Annotated in this window: 28 protein-coding genes; 12 read left to right on the top strand and 16 right to left on the bottom strand. The window is 64.2% G+C overall.

What is annotated here, in order from left to right; translation table 11 throughout:
- Positions 1–21: 21 nt before the first annotated feature.
- From ACFULT_RS12935 to ACFULT_RS12925, 3 genes are read right to left on the bottom strand one after another with little or no spacing between them, the layout of a single operon-like run.
- Positions 22–507, bottom strand: coding sequence for a hypothetical protein (locus ACFULT_RS12935; RefSeq protein WP_037114056.1), 486 nt, complete (start codon positions 505–507; stop codon positions 22–24).
- Positions 504–1,028, bottom strand: coding sequence for a hypothetical protein (locus tag ACFULT_RS12930; protein ID WP_020112556.1), 525 nt, complete (start codon positions 1,026–1,028; stop codon positions 504–506). Before ACFULT_RS12930 ends, ACFULT_RS12935 begins: the two co-directional genes overlap by 4 nt.
- 2 nt (positions 1,029–1,030) lie before the next feature.
- Positions 1,031–1,255: a helix-turn-helix transcriptional regulator gene (locus ACFULT_RS12925; RefSeq protein WP_037114054.1), complete on the bottom strand. Its 225-nt coding sequence runs from the start codon at positions 1,253–1,255 to the stop codon at positions 1,031–1,033.
- Positions 1,256–1,443: 188 nt separating this feature from the next.
- On the opposite strand from ACFULT_RS12925, the gene urtA reads away from it, so the two are divergent.
- The 6 genes from urtA to ACFULT_RS12895 all read left to right on the top strand — a co-directional run bounded on the left by urtA (position 1,444) and on the right by ACFULT_RS12895 (position 6,999).
- Positions 1,444–2,718 carry an urea ABC transporter substrate-binding protein gene (urtA, locus tag ACFULT_RS12920; protein WP_378481638.1) on the top strand — a complete coding sequence of 425 codons (1,275 nt, stop codon included), beginning with the start codon at positions 1,444–1,446 and terminating at the stop codon, positions 2,716–2,718.
- A 79-nt stretch (positions 2,719–2,797) separates the two neighbouring features.
- Complete coding sequence (gene urtB, locus ACFULT_RS12915) at positions 2,798–3,682, top strand: urea ABC transporter permease subunit UrtB (protein WP_037114051.1); 885 nt, start codon at positions 2,798–2,800, stop codon at positions 3,680–3,682.
- The gene (urtC, locus tag ACFULT_RS12910; protein WP_378481637.1) at positions 3,679–4,767 is read left to right on the top strand and encodes an urea ABC transporter permease subunit UrtC; all 1,089 of its coding nucleotides are present in this window, start codon (positions 3,679–3,681) and stop codon (positions 4,765–4,767) included. The genes urtB and urtC overlap by 4 nt, the downstream gene beginning before the upstream one ends.
- Positions 4,764–5,594: an urea ABC transporter ATP-binding protein UrtD gene (gene urtD / locus ACFULT_RS12905; RefSeq protein WP_378481636.1), complete on the top strand. Its 831-nt coding sequence runs from the start codon at positions 4,764–4,766 to the stop codon at positions 5,592–5,594. The genes urtC and urtD overlap by 4 nt, the downstream gene beginning before the upstream one ends.
- The gene (gene urtE / locus ACFULT_RS12900) at positions 5,587–6,279 is read left to right on the top strand and encodes an urea ABC transporter ATP-binding subunit UrtE (protein ID WP_020112559.1); all 693 of its coding nucleotides are present in this window, start codon (positions 5,587–5,589) and stop codon (positions 6,277–6,279) included. Before urtD ends, urtE begins: the two co-directional genes overlap by 8 nt.
- A 15-nt stretch (positions 6,280–6,294) precedes the next feature.
- Entirely contained in the window at positions 6,295–6,999 is a 705-nt protein-coding gene (locus ACFULT_RS12895) for a GntR family transcriptional regulator (RefSeq protein ID WP_378481635.1), read from the top strand.
- A gap of 13 nt (positions 7,000–7,012) precedes the next feature.
- On the opposite strand, the gene ACFULT_RS12890 is transcribed toward ACFULT_RS12895, so the two are convergent.
- From ACFULT_RS12890 to prpD, 3 genes are read right to left on the bottom strand one after another with little or no spacing between them, the layout of a single operon-like run.
- Complete coding sequence (locus ACFULT_RS12890; RefSeq protein ID WP_020112560.1) at positions 7,013–8,158, bottom strand: bifunctional 2-methylcitrate synthase/citrate synthase; 1,146 nt, start codon at positions 8,156–8,158, stop codon at positions 7,013–7,015.
- Positions 8,155–9,066 carry a methylisocitrate lyase gene (gene prpB / locus ACFULT_RS12885; RefSeq protein WP_019666582.1) on the bottom strand — a complete coding sequence of 304 codons (912 nt, stop codon included), beginning with the start codon at positions 9,064–9,066 and terminating at the stop codon, positions 8,155–8,157. The genes ACFULT_RS12890 and prpB overlap by 4 nt, the downstream gene beginning before the upstream one ends.
- The gene (gene prpD, locus ACFULT_RS12880) at positions 9,063–10,568 is read right to left on the bottom strand and encodes a 2-methylcitrate dehydratase PrpD (protein WP_019666583.1); all 1,506 of its coding nucleotides are present in this window, start codon (positions 10,566–10,568) and stop codon (positions 9,063–9,065) included. The genes prpB and prpD overlap by 4 nt, the downstream gene beginning before the upstream one ends.
- A 166-nt stretch (positions 10,569–10,734) precedes the next feature.
- Here prpD and ACFULT_RS12875 point away from each other — a divergent pair, with 166 nt between their 5' ends.
- Entirely contained in the window at positions 10,735–12,204 is a 1,470-nt protein-coding gene (locus ACFULT_RS12875; protein WP_378481689.1) for a short-chain fatty acyl-CoA regulator family protein, read from the top strand.
- 6 nt (positions 12,205–12,210) lie between these two features.
- On the opposite strand, the gene ACFULT_RS12870 is transcribed toward ACFULT_RS12875, so the two are convergent.
- Positions 12,211–13,152 carry an ABC transporter substrate-binding protein gene (locus tag ACFULT_RS12870; protein ID WP_378481634.1) on the bottom strand — a complete coding sequence of 314 codons (942 nt, stop codon included), beginning with the start codon at positions 13,150–13,152 and terminating at the stop codon, positions 12,211–12,213.
- A gap of 132 nt (positions 13,153–13,284) precedes the next feature.
- Here ACFULT_RS12870 and ACFULT_RS12865 point away from each other — a divergent pair, with 132 nt between their 5' ends.
- Positions 13,285–14,334 (top strand): M48 family metallopeptidase, encoded by a 1,050-nt coding sequence (locus ACFULT_RS12865; RefSeq protein WP_019666586.1) that lies wholly within the window; start codon positions 13,285–13,287, stop codon positions 14,332–14,334.
- Between the two features lie 66 nt (positions 14,335–14,400).
- Positions 14,401–14,949 (top strand): carboxymuconolactone decarboxylase family protein, encoded by a 549-nt coding sequence (locus ACFULT_RS12860; protein ID WP_037114034.1) that lies wholly within the window; start codon positions 14,401–14,403, stop codon positions 14,947–14,949.
- A gap of 88 nt (positions 14,950–15,037) precedes the next feature.
- Here the strand turns inward: ACFULT_RS12860 and lpdA are convergent, their stop codons facing one another.
- From lpdA to ACFULT_RS12845, 3 genes are read right to left on the bottom strand one after another with little or no spacing between them, the layout of a single operon-like run.
- Complete coding sequence (lpdA, locus tag ACFULT_RS12855; protein ID WP_019666588.1) at positions 15,038–16,453, bottom strand: dihydrolipoyl dehydrogenase; 1,416 nt, start codon at positions 16,451–16,453, stop codon at positions 15,038–15,040.
- Positions 16,454–16,502: 49 nt separating this feature from the next.
- Positions 16,503–17,483, bottom strand: a complete 981-nt coding sequence (locus tag ACFULT_RS12850; protein ID WP_378481633.1) for a dipeptidase — start codon at positions 17,481–17,483, stop codon at positions 16,503–16,505.
- Complete coding sequence (locus ACFULT_RS12845; protein ID WP_378481632.1) at positions 17,480–18,124, bottom strand: GAP family protein; 645 nt, start codon at positions 18,122–18,124, stop codon at positions 17,480–17,482. The genes ACFULT_RS12850 and ACFULT_RS12845 overlap by 4 nt, the downstream gene beginning before the upstream one ends.
- 38 nt (positions 18,125–18,162) lie before the next feature.
- Between ACFULT_RS12845 and ACFULT_RS12840 the strand changes: the two genes are divergently transcribed.
- Positions 18,163–20,190 carry a prolyl oligopeptidase family protein gene (locus ACFULT_RS12840; RefSeq protein ID WP_378481631.1) on the top strand — a complete coding sequence of 676 codons (2,028 nt, stop codon included), beginning with the start codon at positions 18,163–18,165 and terminating at the stop codon, positions 20,188–20,190.
- Here the strand turns inward: ACFULT_RS12840 and ACFULT_RS12835 are convergent.
- From ACFULT_RS12835 to ppk2, 4 genes are all read right to left on the bottom strand, one after another.
- A complete protein-coding gene (locus ACFULT_RS12835) occupies positions 20,180–21,016 on the bottom strand; it encodes an alpha/beta fold hydrolase (RefSeq protein WP_037114022.1) in 837 nt (278 codons plus the stop codon). The genes ACFULT_RS12840 and ACFULT_RS12835 overlap by 11 nt on opposite strands.
- Positions 21,017–21,095: 79 nt before the next feature.
- Positions 21,096–21,218 carry a hypothetical protein gene (locus tag ACFULT_RS12830; RefSeq protein ID WP_254924961.1) on the bottom strand — a complete coding sequence of 41 codons (123 nt, stop codon included), beginning with the start codon at positions 21,216–21,218 and terminating at the stop codon, positions 21,096–21,098.
- A 274-nt stretch (positions 21,219–21,492) separates the two neighbouring features.
- Positions 21,493–21,621 carry a hypothetical protein gene (locus tag ACFULT_RS12825; protein ID WP_020112566.1) on the bottom strand — a complete coding sequence of 43 codons (129 nt, stop codon included), beginning with the start codon at positions 21,619–21,621 and terminating at the stop codon, positions 21,493–21,495.
- A 488-nt stretch (positions 21,622–22,109) separates the two neighbouring features.
- Positions 22,110–23,021 carry a polyphosphate kinase 2 gene (gene ppk2, locus ACFULT_RS12820; RefSeq protein WP_019666596.1) on the bottom strand — a complete coding sequence of 304 codons (912 nt, stop codon included), beginning with the start codon at positions 23,019–23,021 and terminating at the stop codon, positions 22,110–22,112.
- A gap of 160 nt (positions 23,022–23,181) precedes the next feature.
- On the opposite strand from ppk2, the gene ACFULT_RS12815 reads away from it, so the two are divergent.
- Complete coding sequence (locus ACFULT_RS12815; protein WP_378481630.1) at positions 23,182–23,382, top strand: PspC domain-containing protein; 201 nt, start codon at positions 23,182–23,184, stop codon at positions 23,380–23,382.
- A 20-nt stretch (positions 23,383–23,402) separates the two neighbouring features.
- Here ACFULT_RS12815 and ACFULT_RS12810 read toward each other — a convergent pair whose 3' ends face one another.
- Positions 23,403–24,806, bottom strand: coding sequence for a glucose-6-phosphate dehydrogenase (NADP(+)) (locus tag ACFULT_RS12810; protein WP_037114019.1), 1,404 nt, complete (start codon positions 24,804–24,806; stop codon positions 23,403–23,405).
- Positions 24,807–24,854: 48 nt separating this feature from the next.
- Between ACFULT_RS12810 and ACFULT_RS12805 the strand changes: the two genes are divergently transcribed.
- Positions 24,855–25,457 (top strand): hypothetical protein, encoded by a 603-nt coding sequence (locus tag ACFULT_RS12805; protein WP_037114017.1) that lies wholly within the window; start codon positions 24,855–24,857, stop codon positions 25,455–25,457.
- Here ACFULT_RS12805 and ACFULT_RS12800 read toward each other — a convergent pair.
- The gene (locus ACFULT_RS12800; RefSeq protein ID WP_378481629.1) at positions 25,454–26,026 is read right to left on the bottom strand and encodes an isochorismatase family protein; all 573 of its coding nucleotides are present in this window, start codon (positions 26,024–26,026) and stop codon (positions 25,454–25,456) included. The genes ACFULT_RS12805 and ACFULT_RS12800 overlap by 4 nt on opposite strands.
- Between the last annotated feature and the right edge of the window lie 20 nt (positions 26,027–26,046).

The raw sequence follows: 26,046 nt of genomic DNA, 5'->3' as shown, positions 1-26,046 counted from the left end.
CACTCGACCCTAGCTACCGGGTCACTGGTCCGCCTCGGCTTCGAAGCGGGCGTTGCGACGACGCATCCACCACACCCCGAGCCCGACGACTCCACCGCCGACGACGGCCCCGACGACACCGCCTGCCCAGGAACTCGCGTCGGAGAACGTGTCCGGTTGCACCCTGATCAACGCCCCGACGTATCCGATGACCAGCACCACCGCGACGACGAGTCCGCGCACCCGGTTGATCTTGGACGCGGTGTACAGGTTGACCTTCCGCGCCGCCGAGTAACCGATGGTCAGGACGTTGATCACGGTGAGGGTGACGAGGATGCCGAGGCCGACCCATGCCCCGGTGGTGCCTGCCACCCACGGCAACACCGCGGCAGAGACGAGCGAGGCCCACTGGAAGAGCTGAAACCCTATGGCCGACGCTTCGTTCCACACATCACGCTGTCGTTCGTCGTCGTAGAACTCGTCGTCCAGATCGCCGACGAATCGGAGTGCTTTCACGAACGCATTCATATCTGCTCCTTCGTCAGTTCCTGCAGCTCGGTTGCTTCGGCAGCAGCTTCGGCCTCGCGGTCGAGTCGACGCTTGCGAACGAGGCCGTGCACCCCGCACCCGACGCCGACGCACGCTCCGATGGCCATACCGACGAACACGGCTGCACCTCCTGCGCTCAGGTATTCGGAAGCCAGGGTGATCATCGCGCCGAACGCCGCGATCAGGTACACGCCGGTGCACAGGTAGATCCGTGGGCGAGCCAGTGATTGGGAGGTGTACATGTCGAGGCCTCGGGCCTTCGCGTACATCAGAACCATCGACGACACCGTGAAGAACACGGCCAGCACGCCGAGCGTGATCCAACTGCCTGTCACGCCTGCCACCCATGGGAGAACGGATCCGGCGATCAGCAGAGTCCAGACGAACAGCTGAAACCCTATGGCCGAGGCCTCGTTCCACACATCGCGCTGACGTTCGTCGTCGTAGAACTCGTCGTCCAGATCGCCGATGTACTGCATCGCCGCTGTGAAGGTGCTCATCTCTACTCCGTTTCGAAGAGTGTTTCGACGGTCGTTCCCAGTGCTTTTGCCAGCTTGATCGCGAGGTAGACGCTCGGGGCGTAATCGCCGCCCTCGACCGACACGATGCTCTGCCTGCTGACTCCGCAGATCTTGCCCAGCTCGGCCTGGGTGAGCCGCGCCGCTTTGCGGTGCTCGCGCACCGAGTTGATCTTCAGCGCGTCGGTGGTCTTCGCCGCGTCTCTCATAGGTAAAAGTCAAGCGAACTTGTCACCGCATGTCAACCCTGCTTGTCATTTCGATCGACGGCCGGTTGTTTACACCCGCGTAATCCGTGCAACGAACTCGTCACCGCGGAACATATCAACGCAATACTTGCCCTTTACTGTCTGCAATCGCGAATACAACTCCGTATACAAGCGAAAGGGCTTCCGCGATGCCTGCTCTTCCTTCCAGCAAGTTCGCCACAAAGGCACTGGTGCTCCCCGCAGCGCTGGCGATGGTCGGACTGACCCTCACCGCATGTGGCAGCAGGGCCGGTGACACGGCATCGGGCGAGGGTGGCGGGGCCACCGAATCCTGCGTCGACACCTCGGGCGACACCGTCAAGGTCGGTTCGCTGAACTCCCTGTCCGGCACGATGGCGATCAGTGAAGTGACGGTACGTGATTCGATCGCCCTGGCCGTGGAGGAGATCAACGCGTCGGGAGGCGTCAACGGAAAGCAGATCGAGGTGGTCGCAGAGGACGGCGCGTCCGAGCCCACCGTGTTCGCGGAGAAGGCCGAGAAGCTCATCAGCAGTGACTGTGTCGCAGCAGTATTCGGCGGGTGGACGTCGTCGTCGCGCAAGGCCATGCTTCCGGTCTTCGAGGACAACGACGCACTCCTGTACTACCCGGTGCAATACGAGGGCCTCGAGGCGTCGGACAACATCTTCTACACCGGCGCCACGACCAATCAACAGATCATCCCCGCCCTGGATTACCTGAAGGAGCAGGGCGTCACCTCGCTGTACCTGGTCGGTAGCGACTATGTCTTCCCGCAGACCGCCAACCGCGAGATCAAGGCGTACGCCGCAGCCAACGGCATCGAGATCAAGGGCGAGGACTACACGCCGCTCGGGTCCACCGACTTCTCCACCATCGTCAACAAGGTTCGATCCGCCGACGCGGACGCCGTGTTCAACACGCTCAACGGCGACTCCAACGTCGCGTTCTTCCGTGAATACACCAATGCCGGCCTCAATGCCGCTGACATGCCGGTGATTTCGGTGTCCATTGCCGAGGAAGAGGTCGCGGGCATCGGCGCGCAGAACATCGCGGGCCAGTTGACGGCGTGGAACTACTACCAGACGGTCGACACACCGGAGAACTCGAAGTTCGTCGCCGATTACAAGGCCACGTACGGCGCCGACAAGCCGACTTCCGATCCGATGGAAGCCGCGTACACCTCGGTGTACCTGTGGAAGAACACCGTCGAGAAGGCAGATTCGTTCGCAGTCGCCGACATTCAGGCCGCGGCGGACGGCGTGAGCTTCGCAGCCCCCGAGGGTGAAGTGGTCATCAACGGCGACAACCACCACATCTCCAAGACCGCGCGCATCGGTGAAATCCGTCCCGACGGCCTGATCTACACGGTCTGGGAGTCGCCGGCACCGATCGAGCCCGACCCGTTCCTGGAGACCTACGACTGGGCCGCCGACCTCAACTGACCCCGGTCCCCGCTGTGCGCGCACATGTAGGCCAGGGTCGGCATGTGCGCGCACGGAGGGGCCTGTAAAGGAGCCTTACATGGATGTCGTAGTCGGGCAGCTGTTCACCGGCCTGAGTATCGGATCGATTCTCTTGCTCGCCGCTCTGGGACTCTCGCTGACGTTCGGTCAGATGGGCGTCATCAACATGGCTCATGGTGAGTTCATCATGGCCGGTTCGTACACCGCGTACGTCGTGCAGCAGATCGTCTCCACCGGCGGAGCGTCGCTGTTCATCTCTCTGATCGTCGGATTCCTCGTCGGCGGCGCCATGGGCGTCCTGCTCGAGGTCACGCTCATCCAGCGCATGTATCACCGGCCGTTGGACACACTGCTCGTCACCTTCGGTGTCGGTCTGGTTCTCCAGCAGCTCGCCCGCGACATCTTCGGCGCTCCGGCCGTCAACGTCGTCTCCCCCGGCTGGTTGTCCGGCGGTGTCGACATCCTCGGAGCCGTCGTCCCCAAGACGAGAATCTTCATTCTCGTTCTCGCCGTACTCTGCGTTCTCGCACTGTCGTTCGCGCTCAAGACGACACCGATGGGTCGACGCATCCGCGCGGTCGTGCAGAACCGCGATCTCGCCGAGACGTCGGGTATCTCGTCCCGCAAGACCGACATCTCGACGTTCTTCATCGGGTCCGGCCTCGCCGGCGTCGCCGGTGTGGCGTTGACGCTGATCGGCTCCACCAGTTCCACCGTCGGGCAGAGCTATCTGATCGACGCGTTCCTGGTGGTCGTCGTCGGCGGCCTCGGCCAGATCAAGGGCGCGGTGATCGCCGCGTTCACACTCGGCATCGTCAACTCGTTCATCGAGTACAACACGACGGCGTCCATTGCCAAGGTCATTCTGTTCGTCCTCATCGTGATCTTCCTCCAAGCCCGCCCGCAGGGTCTGTTCGCGGTCAAGACAAGGAGTTTGGTGTGAAAACCTTCGTCGCGAAACGTGGAGCATGGCTGGGTTTCGCCATCGCCGCGATCCTCCTGTTCGCCGTCGCACCGGCTGTTCTGAGCGAGTTCAGGCTCAATCTTCTCGGCAAGTTCATCTGCTACGCCATCGTTGCGGTAGGCATCGGATTGGCATGGGGCCGAGGCGGAATGCTCACCCTCGGTCAGGGTGTGTTCTTCGGGCTCGGTGCGTACATCATGGCGATGCACCTCAAGATCTCCGACGCCGACATCCGCGGCGACGCGGTCCCGGACTTCATGTCCATCGCCGGTATTCGCGAGCTACCGTCGTACTGGGTTCCGTTCCAGTCTCCGCTCGTCACGATCCTCGGCATCCTGTTCATCCCGGCTTTCGTCGCACTCGTCCTCGGTCTCGGCGTCTTCAAGCGTCGGGTCAAGGGTGCGTACTTCGCCATCCTCAGTCAGGCGCTGGCCGCTGCGTTCGCCATCCTGCTGATCGGTCAGCAGAGCACCGGTGGATCCAACGGACTCAACCGATTCCGGACGTTCTTCGGGTTCAACCTGAACGACCCGGCCAACAAGCAGATGCTGTTCTTCATCGCGGCCGGTGTTCTGCTCGCGGTCGTCGCCATCACTCGCCAGCTGATGTACTCGCGGTACGGTGAGCTGCTCGTCGCCGTTCGCGACCAGGAGGAGCGCGTCCGCTTCCTCGGATACGATCCCGCGAACGTCAAGATCGTCGCCTACGTCGCCGCTGCGTTCTTCGCCGGCCTCGCCGGAGCCCTGTTCGTGCCCATCGTCGGGATCGTCTCACCGAACGACGTCGGCATCGTCCCGTCCATCGCCTTCCTGATCGGCGTTGCGATCGGCGGACGCACCACACTTCTGGGGCCGGTGCTGGGCGCGCTCGGCGTCGCGTGGGCCCAGACCACACTCTCGGAGCAGTTCCCGTCCGGGTGGACCTACGCACAGGGATTGCTGTTCATCGTCGTCGTCGGATTCTTCCCCGCGGGTGTGGCCGGTCTGTTCGCACTCCGGAAACGAAAGAAGGCAGGTGACGACGTGGTCACCGTCGACACCGCGGAGAAGGAGCTCGTCAAATGATCCACGTGGAGGGGAATCAGCCCACGTTCGGTGGCAATGCAGGCATGTCGAGCCAGTACCTGGAAGTCCGCGGTCTCACCGTCAGTTTCGACGGCTTCAAGGCGAACACCGACGTCGATCTCACTCTCATGCAGGGCGATCTCCGATTTCTCATCGGACCGAACGGTGCAGGCAAGACGACGCTGATCGACGCCATCACCGGACTCGTCCCAGCAACGGGATCGGTCACCAAGTCCGGCGTCGAACTGCTCGGCAAGAAGGTGCACCAGATCGCACGGCTCGGCGTCGGTCGAACGTTCCAGACTGCCAGCATCTTCGAGCAGCTCACCGTGTTGCAGAACCTCGACATCGCAGCGGGGTCGAAACGCACGTGGTCGACGATGCTCCGCAAACGCAAGACGGTGTCGGACGAGATCGAGGAGGCGCTCGAGACGATCGGCCTGAAGGCGCACCGGGACAAGCCGGCGGGCATTCTCGCGCACGGCCAGAAGCAGTGGCTCGAGATCGGAATGTTGTTGGTGCAGAACGCCGATGTGCTTCTGCTCGACGAGCCCGTTGCCGGTATGAGTCACGAGGAGCGGGAGGAGACAGGTGAACTGCTGCGCCGCATCGGCGGTGAGCGCACGGTCGTCGTCGTCGAGCACGACATGGACTTCATGCGCGCGTTCGCGACGTCGGTGACGGTCCTCGCCGGAGGCCGAATCCTGTCGGAGGGCACCGTCGCCGAGGTCCAGGCCGACCCGAAGGTCCAGGAGGTGTATCTCGGTACCGCAGCGGCGGGCGAGGAACTCGATCAGATCGCAGAAGAAGGAGACAGTCATGCTTGAGCTGATCGACGTACGCACCGGGTACGGCCGGAGCGAGGTCATCCACGGTGCGTCGCTCACCGTTCCGGCCGACGGCGTCGCCGCCGTCATGGGACACAACGGTGCAGGGAAGACGACGCTGCTCCGCGCCGCTGTCGGACTGCTGAAGGTCACCTCGGGCAAGGTCATGTTCGACGGTGAGGACGTCAGCGCGCTACGCCCGAGTGCCCGCGTCGCGCGTGGTCTCGCCTACGTCCCCCAGGGGCAACAGTCCTTCGGGCAGTTGACGACGGCCGAGAACCTGCAGGTCGTCGCCGACGGCCGTAAGCGCGGAAAAGCGCTGATCGACGAGGCCCTCGACCTCTTCCCCGCGTTGAAGGAGCTCCTCACCCGTCGTGCCGGACTGTTGTCCGGCGGGCAGCGTCAGCAGTTGGCGATCGCCCGGGCACTCATCACCGAACCGAAGATGCTGATTCTCGACGAGCCCACCGAGGGCATCCAGCCGTCGGTCGTCGCCGAGATCGAGCGCACCATCCTGGATCTGACCCGGCGCGGCGGTCTCGGTGTCCTGTTGGTGGAGCAGCACATCGGCTTCGCTCTGGAATCCGCACAGAACTACTACATTCTCGAGGCCGGCCGAATCACGTCGAGCGGCACCGGCGGGGCCGATTCGGAAGCCGACGTTCGTGCAGCGATGGCGATCTGAGCGGCGACCACGAACATGACAGATGTGCCCTACACCGCGATCAGCGGCGGAGGACCTCTGCGCGAACAGGTGTACGTCGCGCTCCGTCAGGATCTGATGGCGGGGGTGTTCGACCCGACGACGCGCCTCGGCGAGGAGAAACTCGCCGAGGCGTACGGGGTGTCGCGCACGCCCGTCCGAGAAGCGATGGCGCGTCTTCTCGCCGACGGGTTGGTGCAGCGACTCGACGCGGGCCTCTTTCCGTACCGGCCACGTCTCGACGATCTGGCCGACCTCTACGAACTCCGAACGACTTTGGAGCTCCGAGGTATCGACCGGGTCGACACCGAGCCGCACGACGCCACCGCGGTCCGCGAGGTCCTGAAGGACTGGACGCAGGCGAGGTCGTCACTTCCGCATCCGGACGCGGAGTTCGTCGCGCGGGACGAATCGTTCCACGTGACGCTGCTGGCGGCGTCGGGCAATCCTGCGTTGGCCGAGGCTCTTCGTGCGGTGAACGCGCGGATACGACCGGTGCGGATGTTCGATTCCCTGACTCGGGAGCGCATCGCGTCCACCGTCGACGAACACGTTGCCATCTGTGCGGCCGTCGTGGAGGGGGATCTCGCTGCGGCACGCGCGTTGCTGCTGGCGCACATCGACCTCGCGCAGCGGATCGTCATCGACCGTGCGACTCAGGCTCTGTCGATGGCGAAGATAGCACTGGCAGTGCAGAATTGAAGCTCGGACGGCGTCATGCACCGACGGCGCGCTGCGGAACGCCTGAGTAGTCGCTGAGCGGACGGATGAGCGCATTGGATGCACCCTGCTCGATGATGTGGGCCGTCCAACCGGTGATTCGGCTCATCACGAAGATCGGGGTGAAGACGTCGATGTCGAAGCCCATCAGGTAGTACGTCGGCCCGGTGGGGAAGTCGAGGTTCGGCTCGATCGAGGTCTCCTCGTTCATCGTGCGTTCGAGTACGTCGTACATCCGTACCCATTTGCGGCCGTTCGTTGCTTCGGCCACGTCCTGGAAGGCTGCTCGCATCGTCGGCACCCGGGAGTCGCCGTTCTTGTAGACACGGTGCCCGAAGCCCATCACTTTCTCCTTGGCCGCGAGCTTGTCCAGGAGCCACTGCCTCGCCAAGTGCGGTTCGCCGATGTCGAGCATGGCGTGCATGACCGCTTCGTTGGCCCCGCCGTGCAACGTTCCCTTCAGTGCGCCTATCGCCGCGGTGACGGCACTGTAGATGTCCGACAGTGTCGAGGTCACGACTCGGGCTGCGAACGTCGACGCATTGAAGCTGTGCTCCGCGTACAGGATCAGTGACACCTCGAACGCCTCGACGATCTTCGGGTCGGGCACGCTCCCGAAGCACATGTTCAGGAAGTTCTCGGCGAACCCCAGGTGGGTGTGCGGTGCGATCGGATCGAGGCCGCGTCGACGACGGTGATCCGCGGCGACGATGGTCGGTAGTACGGCGGTCATCCGAAGCGCCTTGTTCAGGTTCGCCGACGCCGAATTGTCCTCTTCCGCCGGGTCTTCCGCGCCCAGATAACTGATCGCGGTGCGCACGACGTCCATCGGGTGGCAGTTGTCCGGCATCTTCGCCACCAGCGACAACAACGATCGGTCGGCGCGGCGGTGAGCCCGCTCTCGCTGCGAGAACAGCTCGAGTTGCGGGTTCGTCGGTAGCTCGCCGTTCCACAGCAGGTACGCCACTTCCTCGAAGCTGCAGTGCTCCGCGAGGTCCTGCACGGCGTACCCGCGGTAGGTCAGGGAGTTGGTCTCCGGGACCACCTTGGAGATGGCCGTCGTGTCGACGACCACTCCGGCCAGGCCTTTGTGGATCGTCTTCGTCTCGGCCAGGGCAGCTCTCGTTGTCGGATAGGTCATCTCGCGTCCCTCGTGTAGGTGAAGATCCCTCGATCGAATCGGTTGTACTGGTCGTACTCGAGCAGTTCGTAGAGGCGGCTGCGGTGTTGCATGCGGTCCAGGTCGGCGGCTTGTGTTCCGGTGGAGGCGATCTCACGTAGCCCGTTCTCGACGGCGAACATCGCCAGCCGCAGCGTCGTGACCGGGTAGATGACCGCGTTGTACCCCAGGTCCTGGAGTACGTGTGCCGGTATCAGCTCGGATTTGCCGAATTCGGTCATGTTGGCGAGCAACGGCGTGGTGACGGCACCGCGGAACGCGGCGAACTCGGCCTCGTCGGCCAATGCTTCGGTGAAGATGAGGTCGGCCCCGGCGTCGGCGTATGCCTTCGCCCGCGTGATCGCGGCGTCGATTCCCTCGATCGCGCGCGCGTCGGTGCGCGCGCAGATCACGAAGTTCGGGTCGCGCCGCGCAGACACCGCGGCCCGGATGCGCTGCACCATCGTCTCGGTGTCGACGACGGCTTTGCCGTCCAGGTGGCCACAGCGCTTGGGATTGACCTGGTCCTCGAGGTGGCAGCCGGCGATGCCTGCATCCTCGAGCATCGTGACGGTGCGTGCGGCGCTCATCGGTTCACCGAAGCCCGTGTCGGCGTCGATCAATACCGGCAGGTCGGTCACGCGTGCGATCTGCTGTCCTCGGCCCGCGACCTCGCTCAGTGTCGTCAGTCCGATGTCGGGCAGTCCGAGGTCCGCGGACAGCACTGCACCGGAGACGTACACACCCTCGAACCCGATTTCCTGCACCAGTTTCGCGACGAGAGGCGAGAAGGCACCGGGCAACCGCTGGATCGTGCCCGAGGCGAGACCGGCGCGAAACGCCGCCCGCTTGTCCGACGCCGACGTCGATGCGGCAATGAGGCCGGTCATCGGAAGATGCCCTTCGGGGTCTTCGGCGCCCGGGCCAGCACGTCGCCGCCGACCGTGAACGTGAGTCGGTCGAGCTCCCCGGCCGCCAGCGTCGGCGCGTTCTGCGCAGCGGTGAGGAAGCGGTCCTGCTCGTCGGGAGACACGATCCCGTCGGCGAGTGTCCTGAACTTGTCGATGTACTGCTCACGGGCGAACGGCCGGGCGCCCAGCGGATGGGCGTCGGCGACCGCGAGTTCGTCGACGATGACGGTCCCGTCCTTCAGCGTGATCTCGGCACGAGCGCCGAAAGCCTTCTCGTCCGGGTCGGTCGAGTGGTACCGGCGGGTCCACTCCGGATCCTCCGCCGTCGAGATCTTGTTCCACAGTTCGATGGTCGCCGGTCGCTGCGCACGCTCGGGAGCGTAGGACCGCTCGTGGTGCCACTCGCCGTCTTCGAGCGCCACGGCGAAGATGTACATCACCGAGTGGTCGAGCGTCTCCCGGGATGCTGTGGGATCGAACTTCTGCGGATCGTTCGACCCGGTGCCGATGACGTAGTGCGTGTGGTGGCTGGTGTGCAGCACGATCGTCTCGATCCGGTCGAGATCGTCGATGCGGGAGCGCATTCGGCGGGCCAGGTCGATCGGCGCCTGACTCTGGTACTCGGCCGAGTGCTCCTTGGTGTAGCTGTCGAGAATTGCGCGCTTGGCTTCGCCAGGTCCGGGCAACGGCACCTGGTATTCGGCGTCGGGTCCACCGAGAAGCCATGCGATGACGCCGTCCTCGCCCTCCCAGATCGGCGACGGTGCCCCCTCGCCGCGCAGCGCCCGGTCGACGGCTTCGACGGCGACCTTTCCGGCCAGAGCCGGCGCGTACGCCTTCCAACTCGAGATTGCGCCCTTGCGTGACTGACGGGTGGCGGTCGTGGTGTGCAGTGCCTGGCCGACGGCTTGGTAGATGGTCTCGGTGTCGAGTCCGAGGAGCGTTCCGATACCCGCTGCTGCCGACGGACCGAGGTGGGCGACGTGATCGATCTTGTGTTCGTGCAACGAGATCGCTCGTACGAGGTCGATCTGGATCTCGTAGCCGGTGGCGAGTCCGCGGATCAGGTCTCGGCCGGAGCACCCGGAATGCTGGGCGACGGCGAGGATCGGCGGAATGTTGTCGCCGGGGTGCGAGTACTCCGCCGCGAGGAACGTGTCGTGGAAGTCGAGTTCACGCACGGCGACGCCGTTGGCCCAGGCCGCCCACTCCGGTGAGAACGTGCCGGGTACGCCGAACACGGTCGCACCGGGGCTGTACGGATGCGCCTGCGCTTGGGTGCGCGCACTCGTGACCGGTCGACGCACCAGGGAGGCCGCGGCCACCGACGCGTTGTCGATGATGCGGTTCACGATCATGTCGGTCGTGTCCTCGGGTACCGGGACGGCATCGGCCGCCACCTCCGCGACTTTCCACGCCAGGTGCTCGGACCGGGGGAAGTCCTCGGCGGATCGACGGGTACGTACCAGATGGGTCTTCACTGACTGGTCCTCTTCTGCTGTGCGGTCACGCTTCTTTTGCAAACGTACGCACCTGGCCTCACCTGCGAAAGGTGTGGCCCGTGCCTATTTTTGCGATGCGCAGGGTGCAAATTTGCGAATGTTGCGAATGCCCGTCGGATACTCTCTCCAGCACGAGGAGGTCGCAGTGCAGAAGATCTACGCCGGCAGTCGCCTGCGACGGTTGCGCGCCGACCGCGGGTTGACTCAGCTCGCCCTGGCCAGGACGCTCGAGCTGTCGCCGAGTTATCTGAATCAGCTCGAGAACGATCAGCGTCCGCTCACCGTGCCGGTCCTGCTGCGCCTGAACAGCACGTTCGACCTGGATCCCACGTTCTTCGCCACCGACACCGACGCCAGGTTGGTCGCCGATCTGCACGACGTGCTCGCCGAGACCTCGGACGACGGTGAAGTCTCCATGTCGGAAGTGCAGGAGTTGGTGTCGCGGATGCCGGACATCGGCCGCACACTCGTCGGTCTGCATCGCCGTTTGCACGCCACGACGGATCGATTGGAACGTCTCACCGCGGGTGTCGACGGCCGGGGCACCGATCTGCCCGTCGACGGTTCGCCGATGCCCTACGAGGAGGTGCGCGATTTCTTCTACGATCGGCGCAATCACATACCGGAGCTGGACCTCGCGGCCGAGGAATTGTTCGCACGCGAGGGCTTGACCATCGGCGCTCTCGATCTACAGCTGGCCCGTGTCATCGAGGCGAACTACGGCGTCACCGTCGACATCGAGGACGACGGCGATGGACGGCTGGGACCCAAAGGACGGCTGGGCCCCAAGGAACAGCTGGGCCTCAAACAGCTGGGCCCCAAGCGCATCTACTCGCAGGGAAGGCTCACTCTCGCCAGGCGATTGACCGCGGGCCAGCGGGCGTACCAGATCGCCACTCAACTGGCGTTTCTGTCGCAGGCCACGATGATCGACGCTCTCGTCGACGCCGATTCGTCGTTGAGCGCACCCGCACGCGAGCTCGCCCGAGTGGGTCTCGCCCATTACTTCGCAGGTGCGCTCCTGCTCCCCTACGAGACTTTTCTGGACGCGGCGGAGTCGGTGCGCTACGACATCGAGTTGCTGTCGCTGACGTTCGAAGTGGGATTCGAGACCGTCTGCCATCGACTCTCGACTCTGCAACGACGCGGCGCCAAAGGCGTCCCGTTCTTCTTCGTCCGCACCGATCGCGCCGGGAACATCTCGAAGCGCCAGTCCGCTACCGCATTTCACTTCTCCCGGGTCGGCGGAAGCTGCCCGCTGTGGGTGATTCACGACGCCTTCGCGGCGTCCGGAAGAATTCTCACCCAGGTCGCGACGATGCCCGACGACCGCAGTTATCTGTGGATCGCCCGCACCACCGAGAGCGGTGGGCTCGGGTTTCGCTCACCCCGCAAGCACTTCGCCATCGGGCTCGGCTGCGACATCGCGTACGCGAGCCGAGTCGTCTACGCGGACGGGTTGCCGCTGGACTCCGGCGCCGCCGCGGTGCCCATCGGCCCGGGATGCAAGGTGTGCGAACGCACCTCGTGCGCGCAGCGGGCATTCCCACAGCTGGGGCGGCAGGTCCACGTCGACGAGAACGTCGACACCGACCTGCCGTACCCCTACACGTGATACGTCTCAGTTCGGCTGCGAGAGAATGCGTTCGATGTCGTCGAGGACTGCTTGCCCGCCCTTCGGTCCGACTCCGGTGATCCAGTAGGACTGATCGACGGCCTGCGGGTTCGGCAGGGCTCCCGGGTTCGCCGTGATCGCGGCGGGGATCGCCGCCGGGTCGGACGGATCGGTTGCGGTGACGACGATGACGTCGGCGCGCGCCTCGGTGACGAGCTCGGGAGACAGGTCGACGGAGATCTCGTCGGCCCATTCCGGCCGCGGCGGTGTGGTGAAGCCTGCGCATTCCAGCGTGCTGCCGGCGAAGGACAGCGGACCGTACAGCGTGAGCACGTCGTCTCGAGGCCGGATCAACTGCGCGGTGCGACCTTCGGTGTCGAATCGAGTTGCGATGTCGGAGCAGCGGTCTCGATATTCCCCGAGCAGGGCCTGCGCGTCGTCCTCCCTGCCCAGCGTACGACCGACGAAGTCGACGTTGTCCTGCCACGGATCGGACTGCGAGGCCATGAACACCGTCGGCGCGATGGCCGCGAGTTGGTCGTAGTACTCGGAATGCCTCGTCTCGGTCCCGAGGATGAGATCCGGCTTCAACGCAGCGATGGATTCGATCCTCGGCTCGGCGACGGTCCCGACCGTCTCGATCGACGCGGCCTCGTCGCCCAGATATGCCGGGACACCGGTCGCTTCGCTGAGAACTGCGGTGCCGACCGGGACGACACCGAGCGCGACGGACGTATCCAACTCGACCGGCTCCAACGTCACGATGCGCGTCGGACTGTTCGGAACCTCGACGTTGCCGCGAACGGTCTCGACGGTCCGCGTGCCCTGCTCGTCGGCGCTGCCGTTGGACTCGCTCGCCGATCCCCCGCCGCCCGACGAGCACGCGACGAGGCCGAAGGCCAGTATTCCGACCGCTACCGCCACGCCGCGGTAATCAGACCTCGACATCGTGCATTCCTCCGTACCTCGATGAGTGAAAGTTCAATGAAGGTTAGCCTGTCTTGCGTAGCCGATGGGCAGACCATGTAGCCCGTTTTACTGATACTTTGGACTGCGAATCTTCGACGCTGGGAGAACCGCTTGACTGCCGCACCGGACCGCACCCGTATCGAGTTTCCGGACATCAGCTCGCGAGCGTGGGAACACCCCTCGGACAGAGCCGCGCTCGTGACCCTGCGCAGCTTGAAGGGTTTCGACACCGTGCTCCGCACCCTCTCCGGGCTGCTCAGGGAACGCCAGCACCGGCTGATGTACCTCGCCACGGCCGTACGCGTCGACGACAAGCAGTTCAAGGATCTGAACGATCTTCGCTCCGACTGCGTGAGCATTCTCGGCGCGGATCAGACGCCCGAACTGTTCGTCATGCAGTCGCCCGTGGTCAACGCGTTCACGATCGGAATGGACCGCCCGTTCATCGTCGTGACCACCGGCCTGCTGGACATCATGACGTACGAGGAACAGAGATTCGTCGTCGGTCACGAGCTGGGGCACGCACTGTCCGGACACGCCGTCTACCGCACCGTTCTGATGCACCTCATGCGTCTCGCCGGAACCATCGGATGGATACCCGTCGGCGGCTGGGCCCTGCGGGCGATCATCGCAGGCTTGATGGAATGGCAACGCAAATCCGAACTTTCGGGTGACCGCGCCGGGCTCCTCTGCGGCCAGGACGTCCACACCGCCATCCGCGTGCAACTCAAGCTGGCAGGCGGTGCCCGCATCAGCGAAATCGACGTCGACGCGTTCCTTGCGCAGGCCGCCGAGTACGAGTCCAGCGGCGACCTACGCGACGGCGTCCTCAAACTCCTCAACATCGAGCTGCTGTCCCACCCGTTCTCGGTTCTCCGCGCAGCGGAGCTGAAGAAGTGGGTGGACAGCGGAGAGTACGCCGCCGTGCTCCGCGGTGAATACCCGCTCAAATCTCAGGACCACCGAGCCAAGGCGTCGGAGGAATTCAAGAACGCGGCAAGAACCTACAAGCAGAACTTCGACGAGTCGGAAGACCCCTTGATCAAGACGATCCGCGATCTCGGTGGCGGCTTCACCGGCGCCGTCGATGCCGTCGGAAACGGAATCGGCGACGTGGCGTCGGACATCAAGGAACGCTTCGACCATTGGCGGAAGTCCTGACTCGTTCCACGCCGACGACTCGCGTTACCTGGTGCGGGGTGGGGGTCGGGCGGTAGCGTCGGTCCGGTGACGACACCCCGCCTCTCCACACCTCGAATTCCGACAGGCACGTTCAAGGAGCTGGGCCCGATCAACTGGGCGTTGTGTCGGATTCTCTCGAAAGTCGCAGGCACACCCAACGCTCACCTGTTCAGCACTCTCGGCCGCAACAAAGGCCTGTTCCGGGGATGGCTGTTCTTCAGCGGGCGCTTGATGCCGGGTGGCCGCATCTCGAAGAAGGAAACCGAACTGGTCATCAACCGCGTCGCTCACCTACGGGACTGCGGCTACGAGATGGACCACCACAGCCGCATCGGACGCCGATTCGGCGTGACGAAAGAACTTCTCGCACAGGTGAAAGAGGGGCCGGAGTCCCCGGGTCTGACCCCCCGGTACCGAACCATCCTCACGGCAACCGACGAACTCCTGAAGACCAAGAACCTGTCCGACCCGACCTGGACCCTCCTGGCCCAGGAATTCGACGAACGCCAACTCATCGAATTCCTGTTGCTGGTAAGCCAATACGACGGCTTGGCCACCACCATCGGCACCCTTCGCATCGAGCGCGATTTCTGAGCTTTCGCCCGGGGAGCACCCGACCGAAAAACGAGAACATCCGCCCACGGCCGAGGCTGTGGGCGGATGTTCTTCGGTGAACGCTGGATCAGAAGTTGATCATGTGTCCGGCTAGGCCGTGGATGGCTTCCTGCAGTGCTTCCGACAGGGTCGGGTGCGTGTGCACGTTGCGAGCCAACTCGTTGACCGTCAGGTCCCACTTCTGCGCCAGCGTCAGTTCCGGCAGCAGCTCGGAAACGTCGGGGCCGATGAGGTGGCCACCGAGCAGTTCGCCGTGCTCGGTGTCGGCGATGAGCTTGACGAAGCCGGTGGCGTCGCCGAGACCGTGTGCCTTGCCGTTGGCTGCGAACGGGAAGTTCGCGACCTTGATGTCCGAGCCACGAGCCTGAGCCTCTTCACGGGCCTGGTCTTCGGTGAGACCGAAGCTGGCGACCTGAGGCTGGCAGAACGTCGCGCGCGGCATCATGCGGTAATCGTCGATCGGGAGCGTCTCGGCACCGCCGATGGTCTCCGCAGCCACGACGGCCTGAGCTTCCGCCACGTGTGCGAGCTGCAGCTTCGCGGTCACGTCGCCGATGGCGTAGATGTGCGGGACGTTGGTCTGCATCGTGTTGGTGATGCCGATGGCGCCGCGGTCGGTGAGCTCGACGCCGGTCTTCTCGAGGCCGAAGCCTTCGACGCGGGGTGCGAAGCCGACGGACTGCATGACCTTGTCGACGGTGAAGGTTTCGCTCTCACCGGACTTGTTGTGCTTGATCTCGACGGTGACCTTGGAGCCGTCGTCGTCGATGCTCTGCACTCCCGCGCCGGTGATGACCTTGACGCCCAGCTTCTTGTACTGCTTCTCGATTTCCTTCGAGACGTCCTTGTCCTCGTTCGGCAGCGCGCGATCGAGGTACTCGACGATGGTGACGTCGACACCGTAGTTCTTGAGGACGTAGCCGAACTCCATGCCGATGGCGCCCGCGCCGACGATGAGGATGGAGCCCGGGAGCTCCTTCGTCATGATCTGCTCTTCGTACGTCACGACGTTCTTGCTCAGCTCGGTACCGGGCAGCAACTTGGTGGTACTGCCGGTCGAGATGATGGCATTGTCGAACGTGATGGTCTCGGTGCCGCCCTTGGTGAGCTCGACCTCGATGGTGTTGGCGTCGGTGAACGTGCCCTTGCCGTCGTACTCGGGGATCTTGTTCTTCTTCATCAAGAAGTGGATTCCCTTGACGCGGCCCTCGGCAACCTTGCGGCTGCGATCGAACGCTGCGCCGAAGTCGAAGGACGCTTCACCGGAGATGCCGAACAGCTTCGCCTCTTTGGTGAAGAGGTGCGCCAGCTCGGCGTTACGGAGAAGAGCCTTCGAGGGGATGCAGCCGACGTTCAGGCAGACACCGCCCCAGTACTTCTGCTCGATGATGGCAGTGCTCAGTCCGAGTTGTGCCGCGCGGATAGCAGCGACGTACCCACCGGGACCGGCTCCGAGGACAACGACGTCATAGTGTGAGGTCACGATTCCCCAGGATAGTCCCGTCGTGTATCACTGTCTCCAGACGGTCCGGTTACCGGCCGGTAGCACGGCTTCGGACGGCAACCCGCGCAAAGTTTCCTCCGTACACGGCGGCGATCGACGCCTCGTCGAACCCTCGATCACGCAACACAGCAGGCAGCGTCACGACGTCCTCCGGCGGCACCCACTGCAGCATCCCGTACTTGGTGTACTCCTCCGAGAAGGCCTCGGGATGCGTCGCGAGTTCCAGATTGAAATCCTCGTGATCGAACGAGTAGTCCGAGCCGATTCCGATGTGGTCGATACCGAGCAGGTCGACGCCGTACTCGATGTGGTCGGCCATGGCCTGGACTCGCTGCGCACCCTCGTCCCGTCCGTTCGGTCCGAGAAAGATGCCGACGCCGTTGATGCCGACGACTCCTCCGGTCCGAGCGCATTCGACTGCCTGTTCGTCGGTGATGTTGCGCGGATGCTCCCAGAGCGCAGAGAAGTTCGAATGGCTGTAGATCATCGGAACCTGCGTCGCCGACGCCAGGTCGAGGCCGGTTCGCGTCGAACAGTGCGAGCCGTCGACCACCATGCCGACACGGTTCATCTCCGCGACGAGGTCGCGTCCGTAGCCGGTGAGGCCGGTGTCGTCGGCGTCGAGGCATCCGCAGCCTGCCGCGTTGGCCCAGTTGTACGACGGAAGCATCGATCGGACACCGAGGCGGTGGAAGTGCGCGACGTTGTCGAGGTCCCCTTCGAGCGGACCGGAATCCTCCAGGTCGAAGGCGAGCGTGATCAGGTTGTCGTCGGGCACCTCGTCGACCATTCGAAATCGACCGTCCAACAGCGCTTTACGACGAAACTCCTCGGCCAACGCCGTCGCGACGGCATACGAGTGCGGCGAGAACCCGACGTTCACCGACACGTACGAACCGAGCGGATACCGGGCGACCTCCGCGATGTCGGCGCCACTTTCATCCGACGAGGCGGTCACCAGAGGCAGACAGCAGTGCTGTTCCCACAGCTTCGCATCCCGCACGTTCATACAGACGCTCCCCCTTTGACAATCAACACCACCGATACCAGTCCGAGCACCAGGCAGACGATCGCAGAACTGTGCTTCACGAGCCATTCTCGCCAGGACTGCTGGACGGCAGCGGAGTTGCGGCCCGACCTCGCCAGCACCACGAGAGGAGTGACGACCCCGAGCGTCGCGACCACGACCCACACCACCGCAGCGGCGACGGCTTCCGCGCCGTGCAACTCCCACAGCGACAGTTCGGCCACGGCCACCGTCACCAGCATGTAATTGGGCACCCACAAGCCCAGCACGAACGCCGCGATCACCGACAACCGATCGAGACCTCTCAGCCACTTCGGTGTCTGCCCCGCCGTGCGCCGCCCACGGATCCACAGGACCAGGACAGACAACGCCAGGACGAGGCCGACGGCGAGCTCGAACCAGGCAAGGGCGTGAGACGTCGACTTCGCCCGCGGCCCCGGCGGCAGCAGAGTTGCCGCGAGGACCATCACGACGGCGAGGGCGAGGACGTACCCGAGGACGTACGCGACAAGCTTTCTCGGACCGTTGTCGGTGGCCGCGAGCAGAAACGCGGGCACCACCGACCACGGCCACACCATGACGACAAGACCCACGAGTGCGAACGTCAGCGCATGGCCGGCCATGACCTACGGACAGTACTCGCAGACGGTAGAAATGGTGCATGAGCAACGCGATCGATCCGTACCTCTGGCTCGAAGAAGTCACCGCCGACGAGGCCCTCGACTGGGTCCGCACTCGCAACACCGCGACCACTGCAGCACTCGCCGGAGACGAGTTCGACGCCACCGAAGCGCGGATCCTCGAGGTCCTGGACACCGACGCGCGGATTCCGTACGCGCGCCGGCGCGGCGAGTTCCTCTACAACTTCTGGCGCGACGCATCCCACGTCCGAGGTATCTGGCGTCGCACGACCATGGACGACTATCGCAAGGACGAGCCCGAGTGGGACGTCCTCCTCGATCTCGACGCCGTCGCCGCCGCGGAGGGCGAGAACTGGGTGTGGAGCGGCGCGCAGGTTCTGCGTCCCGATCAGAAGACCGCGCTGGTGACGATGTCCCGGGGCGGCGCCGACGCCACCGTCGTGCGCGAGTTCGATCTGGAGTCGAGGAGTTTTCGCGGCGACGGGTTCTTCGTTCCGGAGGCCAAGACCGACGTCGGGTACATCGACGCGGACACCGTCTACGTCGGAACCGATTTCGGCGACGGTTCCCTGACCGATTCGGGCTATCCGCGGATCGCCAAGCGCTGGCACCGTGGCACTCCCCTGGCCGAGGCGACGACGGTCTTCGAGGGCGAGGCGTCGGACATCTCGATCTCGGCGTGGCACGACAGGACGCCCGGTTTCGAACGCGACTTCGTTCAGCGTGCCACCGACTTCTACAACGCGGAGCTGTACCTCCTCGAGGGGGACGCACTCACGCTCGTCGAGACCCCGACCGACGCAACCACTTCGGTGCACAAGCAGTGGCTTCTGATCCGCACGATGACCGCGTGGACCGTCGGCGACGTGACGTACCCGTCGGGCGCGTTGCTCGCCACGAACTTCGACGACTTCGTCGGTGGTAGCCGCGACATCACGGTCCTCTTCCGGCCCGACGCCCATCGGTCGTTGCATCAGTGGGCGTGGACCGAGAACCACCTGCTCGTCGTCACCCTCGTCGACGTCGCCACCGAAATCGGCATCTACACCCCGAGCGCCGACGGATGGAGCGACACACCACTCACCGGCCTGCCGGAGCTGACGTCGATCGAGATCGTCGGCACCGACGGCGAAGAGAACGGCGACGAGTTCTTCCTGTCGTCGAGCGGATATCTGACGCCCGCCACGCTGCTGTTCGGAACCGTCGGCGGCGACGTGGAGGCCCTCAAGCAGGCCCCGTCCTTCTTCGACACCGACGGCCTGACCGTCGCACAGCACTTCGCCACGTCCCTCGACGGCACTGCGATCCCTTACTTCGTCGTCCGGAAGGAGCCCACCGACGGCTCACCGGCCCCGACCCTGCTGTACGGCTACGGCGGCTTCGAGATCTCGCTGACCCCGTCGTACAGCGGAGCCACCGGGCTGGCCTGGCTGGAAAAGGGCGGGACCTACGTCGTCGCCAACATCCGCGGCGGTGGTGAGTACGGCCCGGACTGGCACACACAGGTCCTCCGCGCGGGACGCCACAAGGTGCACGAGGACTTCGCAGCGGTGGCTCGCGACCTCGTCGACCGGGGTATCACGACGCCGAATCAACTGGGCGCGCAGGGCGGAAGCAACGGTGGCCTGCTGATGGGCATCATGATCACCAAGTACCCCGAGTTGTTCGGTGCGATCGTCTGCCAGGTTCCGCTTCTCGACATGAAGCGCTACCACCTGTTGCTGGCCGGGGCGTCGTGGGTCGCGGAGTACGGAAACCCCGACGACCCGGACGAGTGGGCGTTCATTTCCGAGTACTCGCCGTATCAGAACATCGTGTCACCCACCGAGAAGAAGTACCCACCCATCCTGATCGCCACCTCCACCCGCGACGACCGAGTCCATCCGGGTCACGCCCGCAAGATGGCGGCTCGGCTCGAAGAAGCAGGGCACACCGTCAGCTACTTCGAGAACATCGAAGGCGGGCACGGCGGCGCAGCCGACAACGCGCAACTCGCGTTCAAGACCGCGCTGACGTACCAGTTCCTGTGGAACACCCTCAGCGACTGAACCAAGCCTCGATCTCCGCGACGACCGTCGCCGGCTGTCGAATCCATTCGTTGTGTCCGCGCGGCGACGAGAGGTGCCGTGTGGTGATCTCCGCGCGCGGGAACTTCTTCAACAGGTTGGCCATCGACGCGCGCGGTGCGAGGTCGTCACCGGCGAGCGTGACCGCGAGGATCGGGAGCGTCAACCGAGCGATGCGTTCCTCGTAGTCGATGTCCGCGCCCGTCGGTTCGATCCGCCCGGTGCGGGCGAACCTCGACCAGTCCTCGATGAGTACTTTCGATTGGCGTCCGAACCCGCCGACGTCGATGCGATCACCGGGCCAGAACCCGGCGATGTTGCTGGTCAACGACATCGCCGCTGCGCCGAGGAACAGCGACGCCCCGCGGGCCACACCGAACCCGCGATGGAACGGCGAACCGGACGCGACCAGGATCAACCCGCCGAGCCGTCCCCGAATCCTCGACGCGTACAGGGAACTGAGCTGGCCACCCATGCTGTGACCGAGCGCGTACGGCGTGGCGTCGGGAAACCGTTCCCGGACCACCTCGAAGATTGCGGGAAAATCCACCGAGACGAGCTCCTGATAGCCGTACGTGCTGACCCCGCTCGGCTTCGGTCTGCTGTCTCCCTGTCCTCGGAGGTCGGCCGTCGCGGCGTGGAATCCCCGTTCCGCGAGAGCCTGCGCGAACAGCGCGTAGTACCCACCGGGGATGCCGAGGCCGGGCACTACGACGATGACCGGCAGGTCGGACCTCGGAGTCTCGGCTTCGAACAAGCGAACAGGGACGCTCGTCCCGTCGGGCATCTGAATCGGCACTGTCTCCACGTCGACACCTTAGGCCCAGACAGTCGAACAGCCGGCTCGCGTGACGCGAGCCGGCTGTTCGTGTGCCTCGAAGCGTGGGTCAGCCGCCCAGCAGACCACCGAGCAGCCCACCGATCACCGTGAGCAGCCCACCGTCGGTGTCGGCGCCTTCGGAGCTTCCGGCGCTACCGGTGGCGAGGAGGGAAAGAAGTGCAGCAAGCATGAGGATCTCCTTGAGGGGGAAGGCCATGCCACGAATGGGCGGGCTGAGGAAAGTTCTACCAATCGGACCGACCGTGAGGAAAGCGAAGAGATCACAATTGCGTCGTTCGAATGAATGCTTACCGGATCAAATAATCCGTATCGACCGACAAACCTTCGTGAAGTTTTTTTCCGCGCGAGGATTCGGTGCGAATACAAAAACGTCAGCCCGAACCGGATCGCGGTTCGGGCTGACGGAAGATGTTGCGCGGAGACCGCAGAGTGCGGTCGGCCGATCAGCTGACGGGAGGCGTGCCAGGAATGGTCGCCTCGCTCGATCCGCTGTCCGAGCTGCCCGTGGAAAGGAGGGCCAGAAGGCCGAGAAGTTCGGAAAGTTCGATCTTGTTCGACGGCTTGATGGACATCCTGTGAGCTCCTTCGATTCGAGGTCAGGTACTCGGAATGTGAAAGTCACGAAACGATCACTTCCGAATACATTCCTACCAACCGAATATCGAATTGGCTACAGCCACAACGATAAAAAACCGAATGCACTCAAATCGACAGTAAACAGGAAACTTGTTTTCACTGATAACTATCGAATCACCGCGGCCCCCGACACCGCGCGTGATTCAACCGGTCAGGCTGCGCTGCCCGAGGTCAGGACGCCGACGATCTGATCGACGATGGCGTCGACGATGCCGTCGTACACGCCGCTGACGATGTCACCGATGAAGCCTGCTGCAGAACCCATGAGATCTCCTTGAATTTGGAAACGAGCCGATCGATCACGACCCATGTACGTTTTTACCGTATTAACGGGCGGTCTCGGCTCCAACCCCGTTAAATCCAGAAACAAACTTGGTAACGGCTGAGCACCACAACGGTTCGATCACCTGCTTGAACTGCGCATTCACTCACCGATCACGTCGCGAGCCCGGCCGACGAGCAGCGGGTCTGTTTCCCCGACGATCTCGGGGTCCTTGTTCGCGTAGTCGTACTTGTTGAGGATGAACCGCATCGCGTTGATACGAGCACGCTTCTTGTCGTTGCTCTTGACGACGGTCCACGGTGCGACGTCGGTGTCGGTGGCCCTGAAGTTCTCCTCCTTCGCCGCGGTATACGCATCCCATTTGTCCAACGACGCGAGGTCCATCGGCGAGAGCTTCCACTGGCGAACAGGATCGACCTGACGGATGGCGAACCGAGTGCGCTGCTCGAGCTGCGACACCGAGAACCAGAATTTGGTGAGACTCACCCCGTCGTCGACGAGCATCTGCTCGAACAGCGGTGCCTGACGAACGAATCGAGCGTGCTGGTCCTCGGTGCAGAAGCCCATGACGCGCTCGACGCCTGCACGGTTGTACCAGGAGCGGTCGAACATCACGATCTCGCCCGCGGCAGGCAGATGCTGAATGTACCTCTGGAAGTACCACTCCGTGGACTCGCGAACCGACGGCTTCTCCAGCGCGACGACGCGTGCGCCACGGGGATTCATGTGCTCCATGAATCGCTTGATGGTGCCGCCCTTGCCTGCGGCGTCGCGGCCCTCGAAGACGATGACGTGACGCTGGCCGGTGTCCTTGATCCACATCTGCAGCTTCAGCAGCTCGATCTGCAACAACCGCTTCTGCAGGTCGTACTCGGCCCGCGTCATCCGCTCCGAGTACGGGTAGTCCTCACGCCAGGTGTCGACGATCCGACCGTCGGGGACGGTCAGAAGAACGGGGTCGTCGTCGTCGTTGTCGTCCACGACGAACCCGGAGGTGTCCGTCAGGTCGACCGCCGTGGCCAGGTCGCCGAGGAGGCTGAAATCTTGCGTCATGACCGCAGAAGCTAGCCGGATACGGAAACGAACCGGTGACACTTCGGTGAACGACGGACGCGGTTCACCCCGAGAAGCGTGGACATGCGCTACGAATCAGGGTCGAGATGGGGGTTGTTCCCGATGTGCCGGGGCCCTGACATCGCGCAGACTTCGTGTCATGACTTACACCAACGCCCCCAAGGAATTCGTTCGCTCCGACTCGCAGAAGATGATCGCCGGTGTATGTGGCGGTGTCGCCGAGTACTTCGAGATCGACCCGAACCTCGTTCGAGTGCTCGCCGTCATCGGTGCATTCGTCTCGGCCGGCACCGTCGCCCTCGTCTACCTCGCGGCGTGGATGCTGATGCCCCAGCGCTGACCTTCCACCTGGTACAGCGGTCAGTGCACCAACCAGCCGCACGGCGCGGCGAGGTCGTCTGCCTCCTTCGGTCCCATCGACCCCGGTGCATACGACTTCACTGCGGGAGGATCGTTCAGCAGCGGCGCGGCGACCTCCCACACGTGAGCCAAGCCGTCGGGCCGGGTGAACAGCGACCGGTCTCCGTTCAGCACGTCGAGGATCAGACGTGAGTAGGGGGACAACGGCTCGGCATCGGGCACCGACGGCAGCGGCAGGGACAGGTGGCCGACGGACAGGTCGAAGTCCGGGCCCGGTTCCTTCACCGTCATCGCGACGTCGATCGCACCGTTGCCGGACAGGTCGAAGGACAACACCGCACCGTCGCGGGGCAGGTCCTTCACTGGACTGTTCGCCGGAGTCCTGAACACCAGCGACACGCGCTGGGCACCGACCCCCAGCATCTTTCCGGTGCGCAGCAAGAAGGGGACTCCACGCCATCGGTCGGTGTCGACCCACAGCGTCGCGGCGACGAACGTGTCCACGATCGAATCGTCGGCCACGCCCTCGACGTCGCGGTACCCGTCGTACTGACCGAGCACCACTTCGGAGGTGTCGATCGGCCTGAAACACCCGATGACGGATTCGCGCGCGGACTGCAGGTCCTCCGCATCGAGCGTCGCGGGCGGTTCCATCGCGACCTCCGCGGCAACCTGGAACAGGTGCGTCACCAGCATGTCCAGTACGGCACCGGTGCTGTCGTAGAACTCGGCCCGGTCGTCGATGTTCAGCGTTTCCGGTACGTCGATCTGCACCTGCTCGACGTGCTCGGAGTTCCAGATCCCGTCGATCATGCCGTTCGCGAATCTCAGCACGTGCAGGTTCTGCGTCGCTTCCTTGCCCAGGAAGTGATCGATCCGGTAGATCTGCTTCTCGTCCAACACGTCGTGCACAGCCTTGTCGAGCTGCTCGAATGCCTTCTGCGACGTGCCGAACGGCTTCTCGTACACCACCCGTGCGCCGTCGGCGAGGCCGTGTGCACCCAGCGCGGCCGTGTAATCCTCGAACGTGCTCGGCGGCAGTGCGATGTAGTGCACGAGCTGCGCGTCGCCGATGTCCTCACGAGCCTTCGCGACGACGTCGACGAGATCACCCGGGTCGTCCACGGTGAACCCGTTGCCTGCGAACCGAATTCGCTCGGAGAACGAATCCCAGTCGTCCGCCCCTGAGCCGAACTCCTCGAGTGCACTACGCACGTGATCCCGGAACTCGTCGTCGGACGTGTCGTGCCTGCCGTTGCCGACGAGAAGCCACTCCTCCGGGAGCAGTCCTTCGACATGGAGTTGGTGGAACGACGGCAGGACCATGCGCTTGGCAAGGTCGCCTGTCGCACCGAACAGGACGAAGATCGTGGGTTGCTGCGAATCGGAACGCGTGGACGCCATGAATCCATCATGCACCCAGAACAACGCCGCAGGGTTACAGTCGGTGTGATGGGAAGATCACGGTTTCACGGTGAGATATTCGGAGTAGGTACCTCGTCGGGCGTACGCATCGTCGTCGGGCACTGGACCCGATCTCCGCTCGGAGAGTTCACCGACGTCATGATCCAGTTCTCCGGCGGCCACCGCCTTCTGCTCGCACCGGACGACAACGTACGCGAATTCGTCACCGCGACATACACGTTCGACGACGTGTCACTGACCCCGGTCGTCTTCACACGAGTCGGCGACACCGTGACCGTGAACACCGACGCCCTACGACTCACCCTGAGAACGGGACGCTCCACCGCACTCGGCGCACTCCTCGCGGTGGTCCCGTCCTCCATCTCCACCGCACCGTGGTTCTGCCGCATCTCCGATCCCATCGCACGGGTCGTCCTCCGAGGTGTACGCACCCGCGGCAGTGCAGGAAACGACAGGCGCGAGTACTACGGCGCGAAGCACCAACACCGAATCATCGGCGCCTCCGCGTCCTGGCGCGGCGATGACCTGGGCCACCTGACGCCCGTCACTCCCCCGGTCACTTTCGGGTTCGGCAGTACCCCGGCGGCACCGTCGGTCACGTCGATCACGACCACCATCGACACGCCCTAGGCCAGCACGGCACCGGCGTCGGACAGTTCTTTCAGGGCGGTCTCGGAGGACTCCGGCGCGACCCCTGCAACGAACTCGGTCAGAATTCGGACGGTCAGGCCATGGTGGATCGCGTCCAGGGCGGAGGCCCGCACGCAGTAGTCGGTCGCGATGCCGACGACGTCGATGTCGGTGACCTCGTTGGCATCCAGCACGTCTCGCAGCGCAGTGCCGTCCTCGGTGCTGCCCTCGAACGCGGAGTAGGACGCCTCGCCCTGCCCCTTCAGGACATGCACGTCGACCGAGTCCGTCGCGAACTCCGGGTGGTACTCGGCGCCGCCAGTGCCCGCAACACAGTGCACCGGCCACGTCGTCACGAAGTCGGGCTGCTCGTCGGTGGCGAAGTGGCCACCGTTGTCACTGTCGGCATCGTGCCAGTCACGCGATGCGACGATGACGTCGTACGTGTCGCCCTGCCGCGCGAGAAGTCCGCTGATCCGACGCGCGACATCTGCACCGCCCACGACTCCGAGAGCACCGCCTTCGGTGAAATCGTTCTGAACATCGACTACCAACAATGCACGTGTCATGGCCCCCAGTATCCTCGCCG

It is taken from the genome of Rhodococcus sp. NPDC057297 (assembly GCF_042667435.1).
Classification (GTDB): domain Bacteria; phylum Actinomycetota; class Actinomycetes; order Mycobacteriales; family Mycobacteriaceae; genus Rhodococcoides.
Note: the sequence above shows the minus strand (reverse complement) of the source record. Positions and strands in the feature narration are given on the sequence as shown.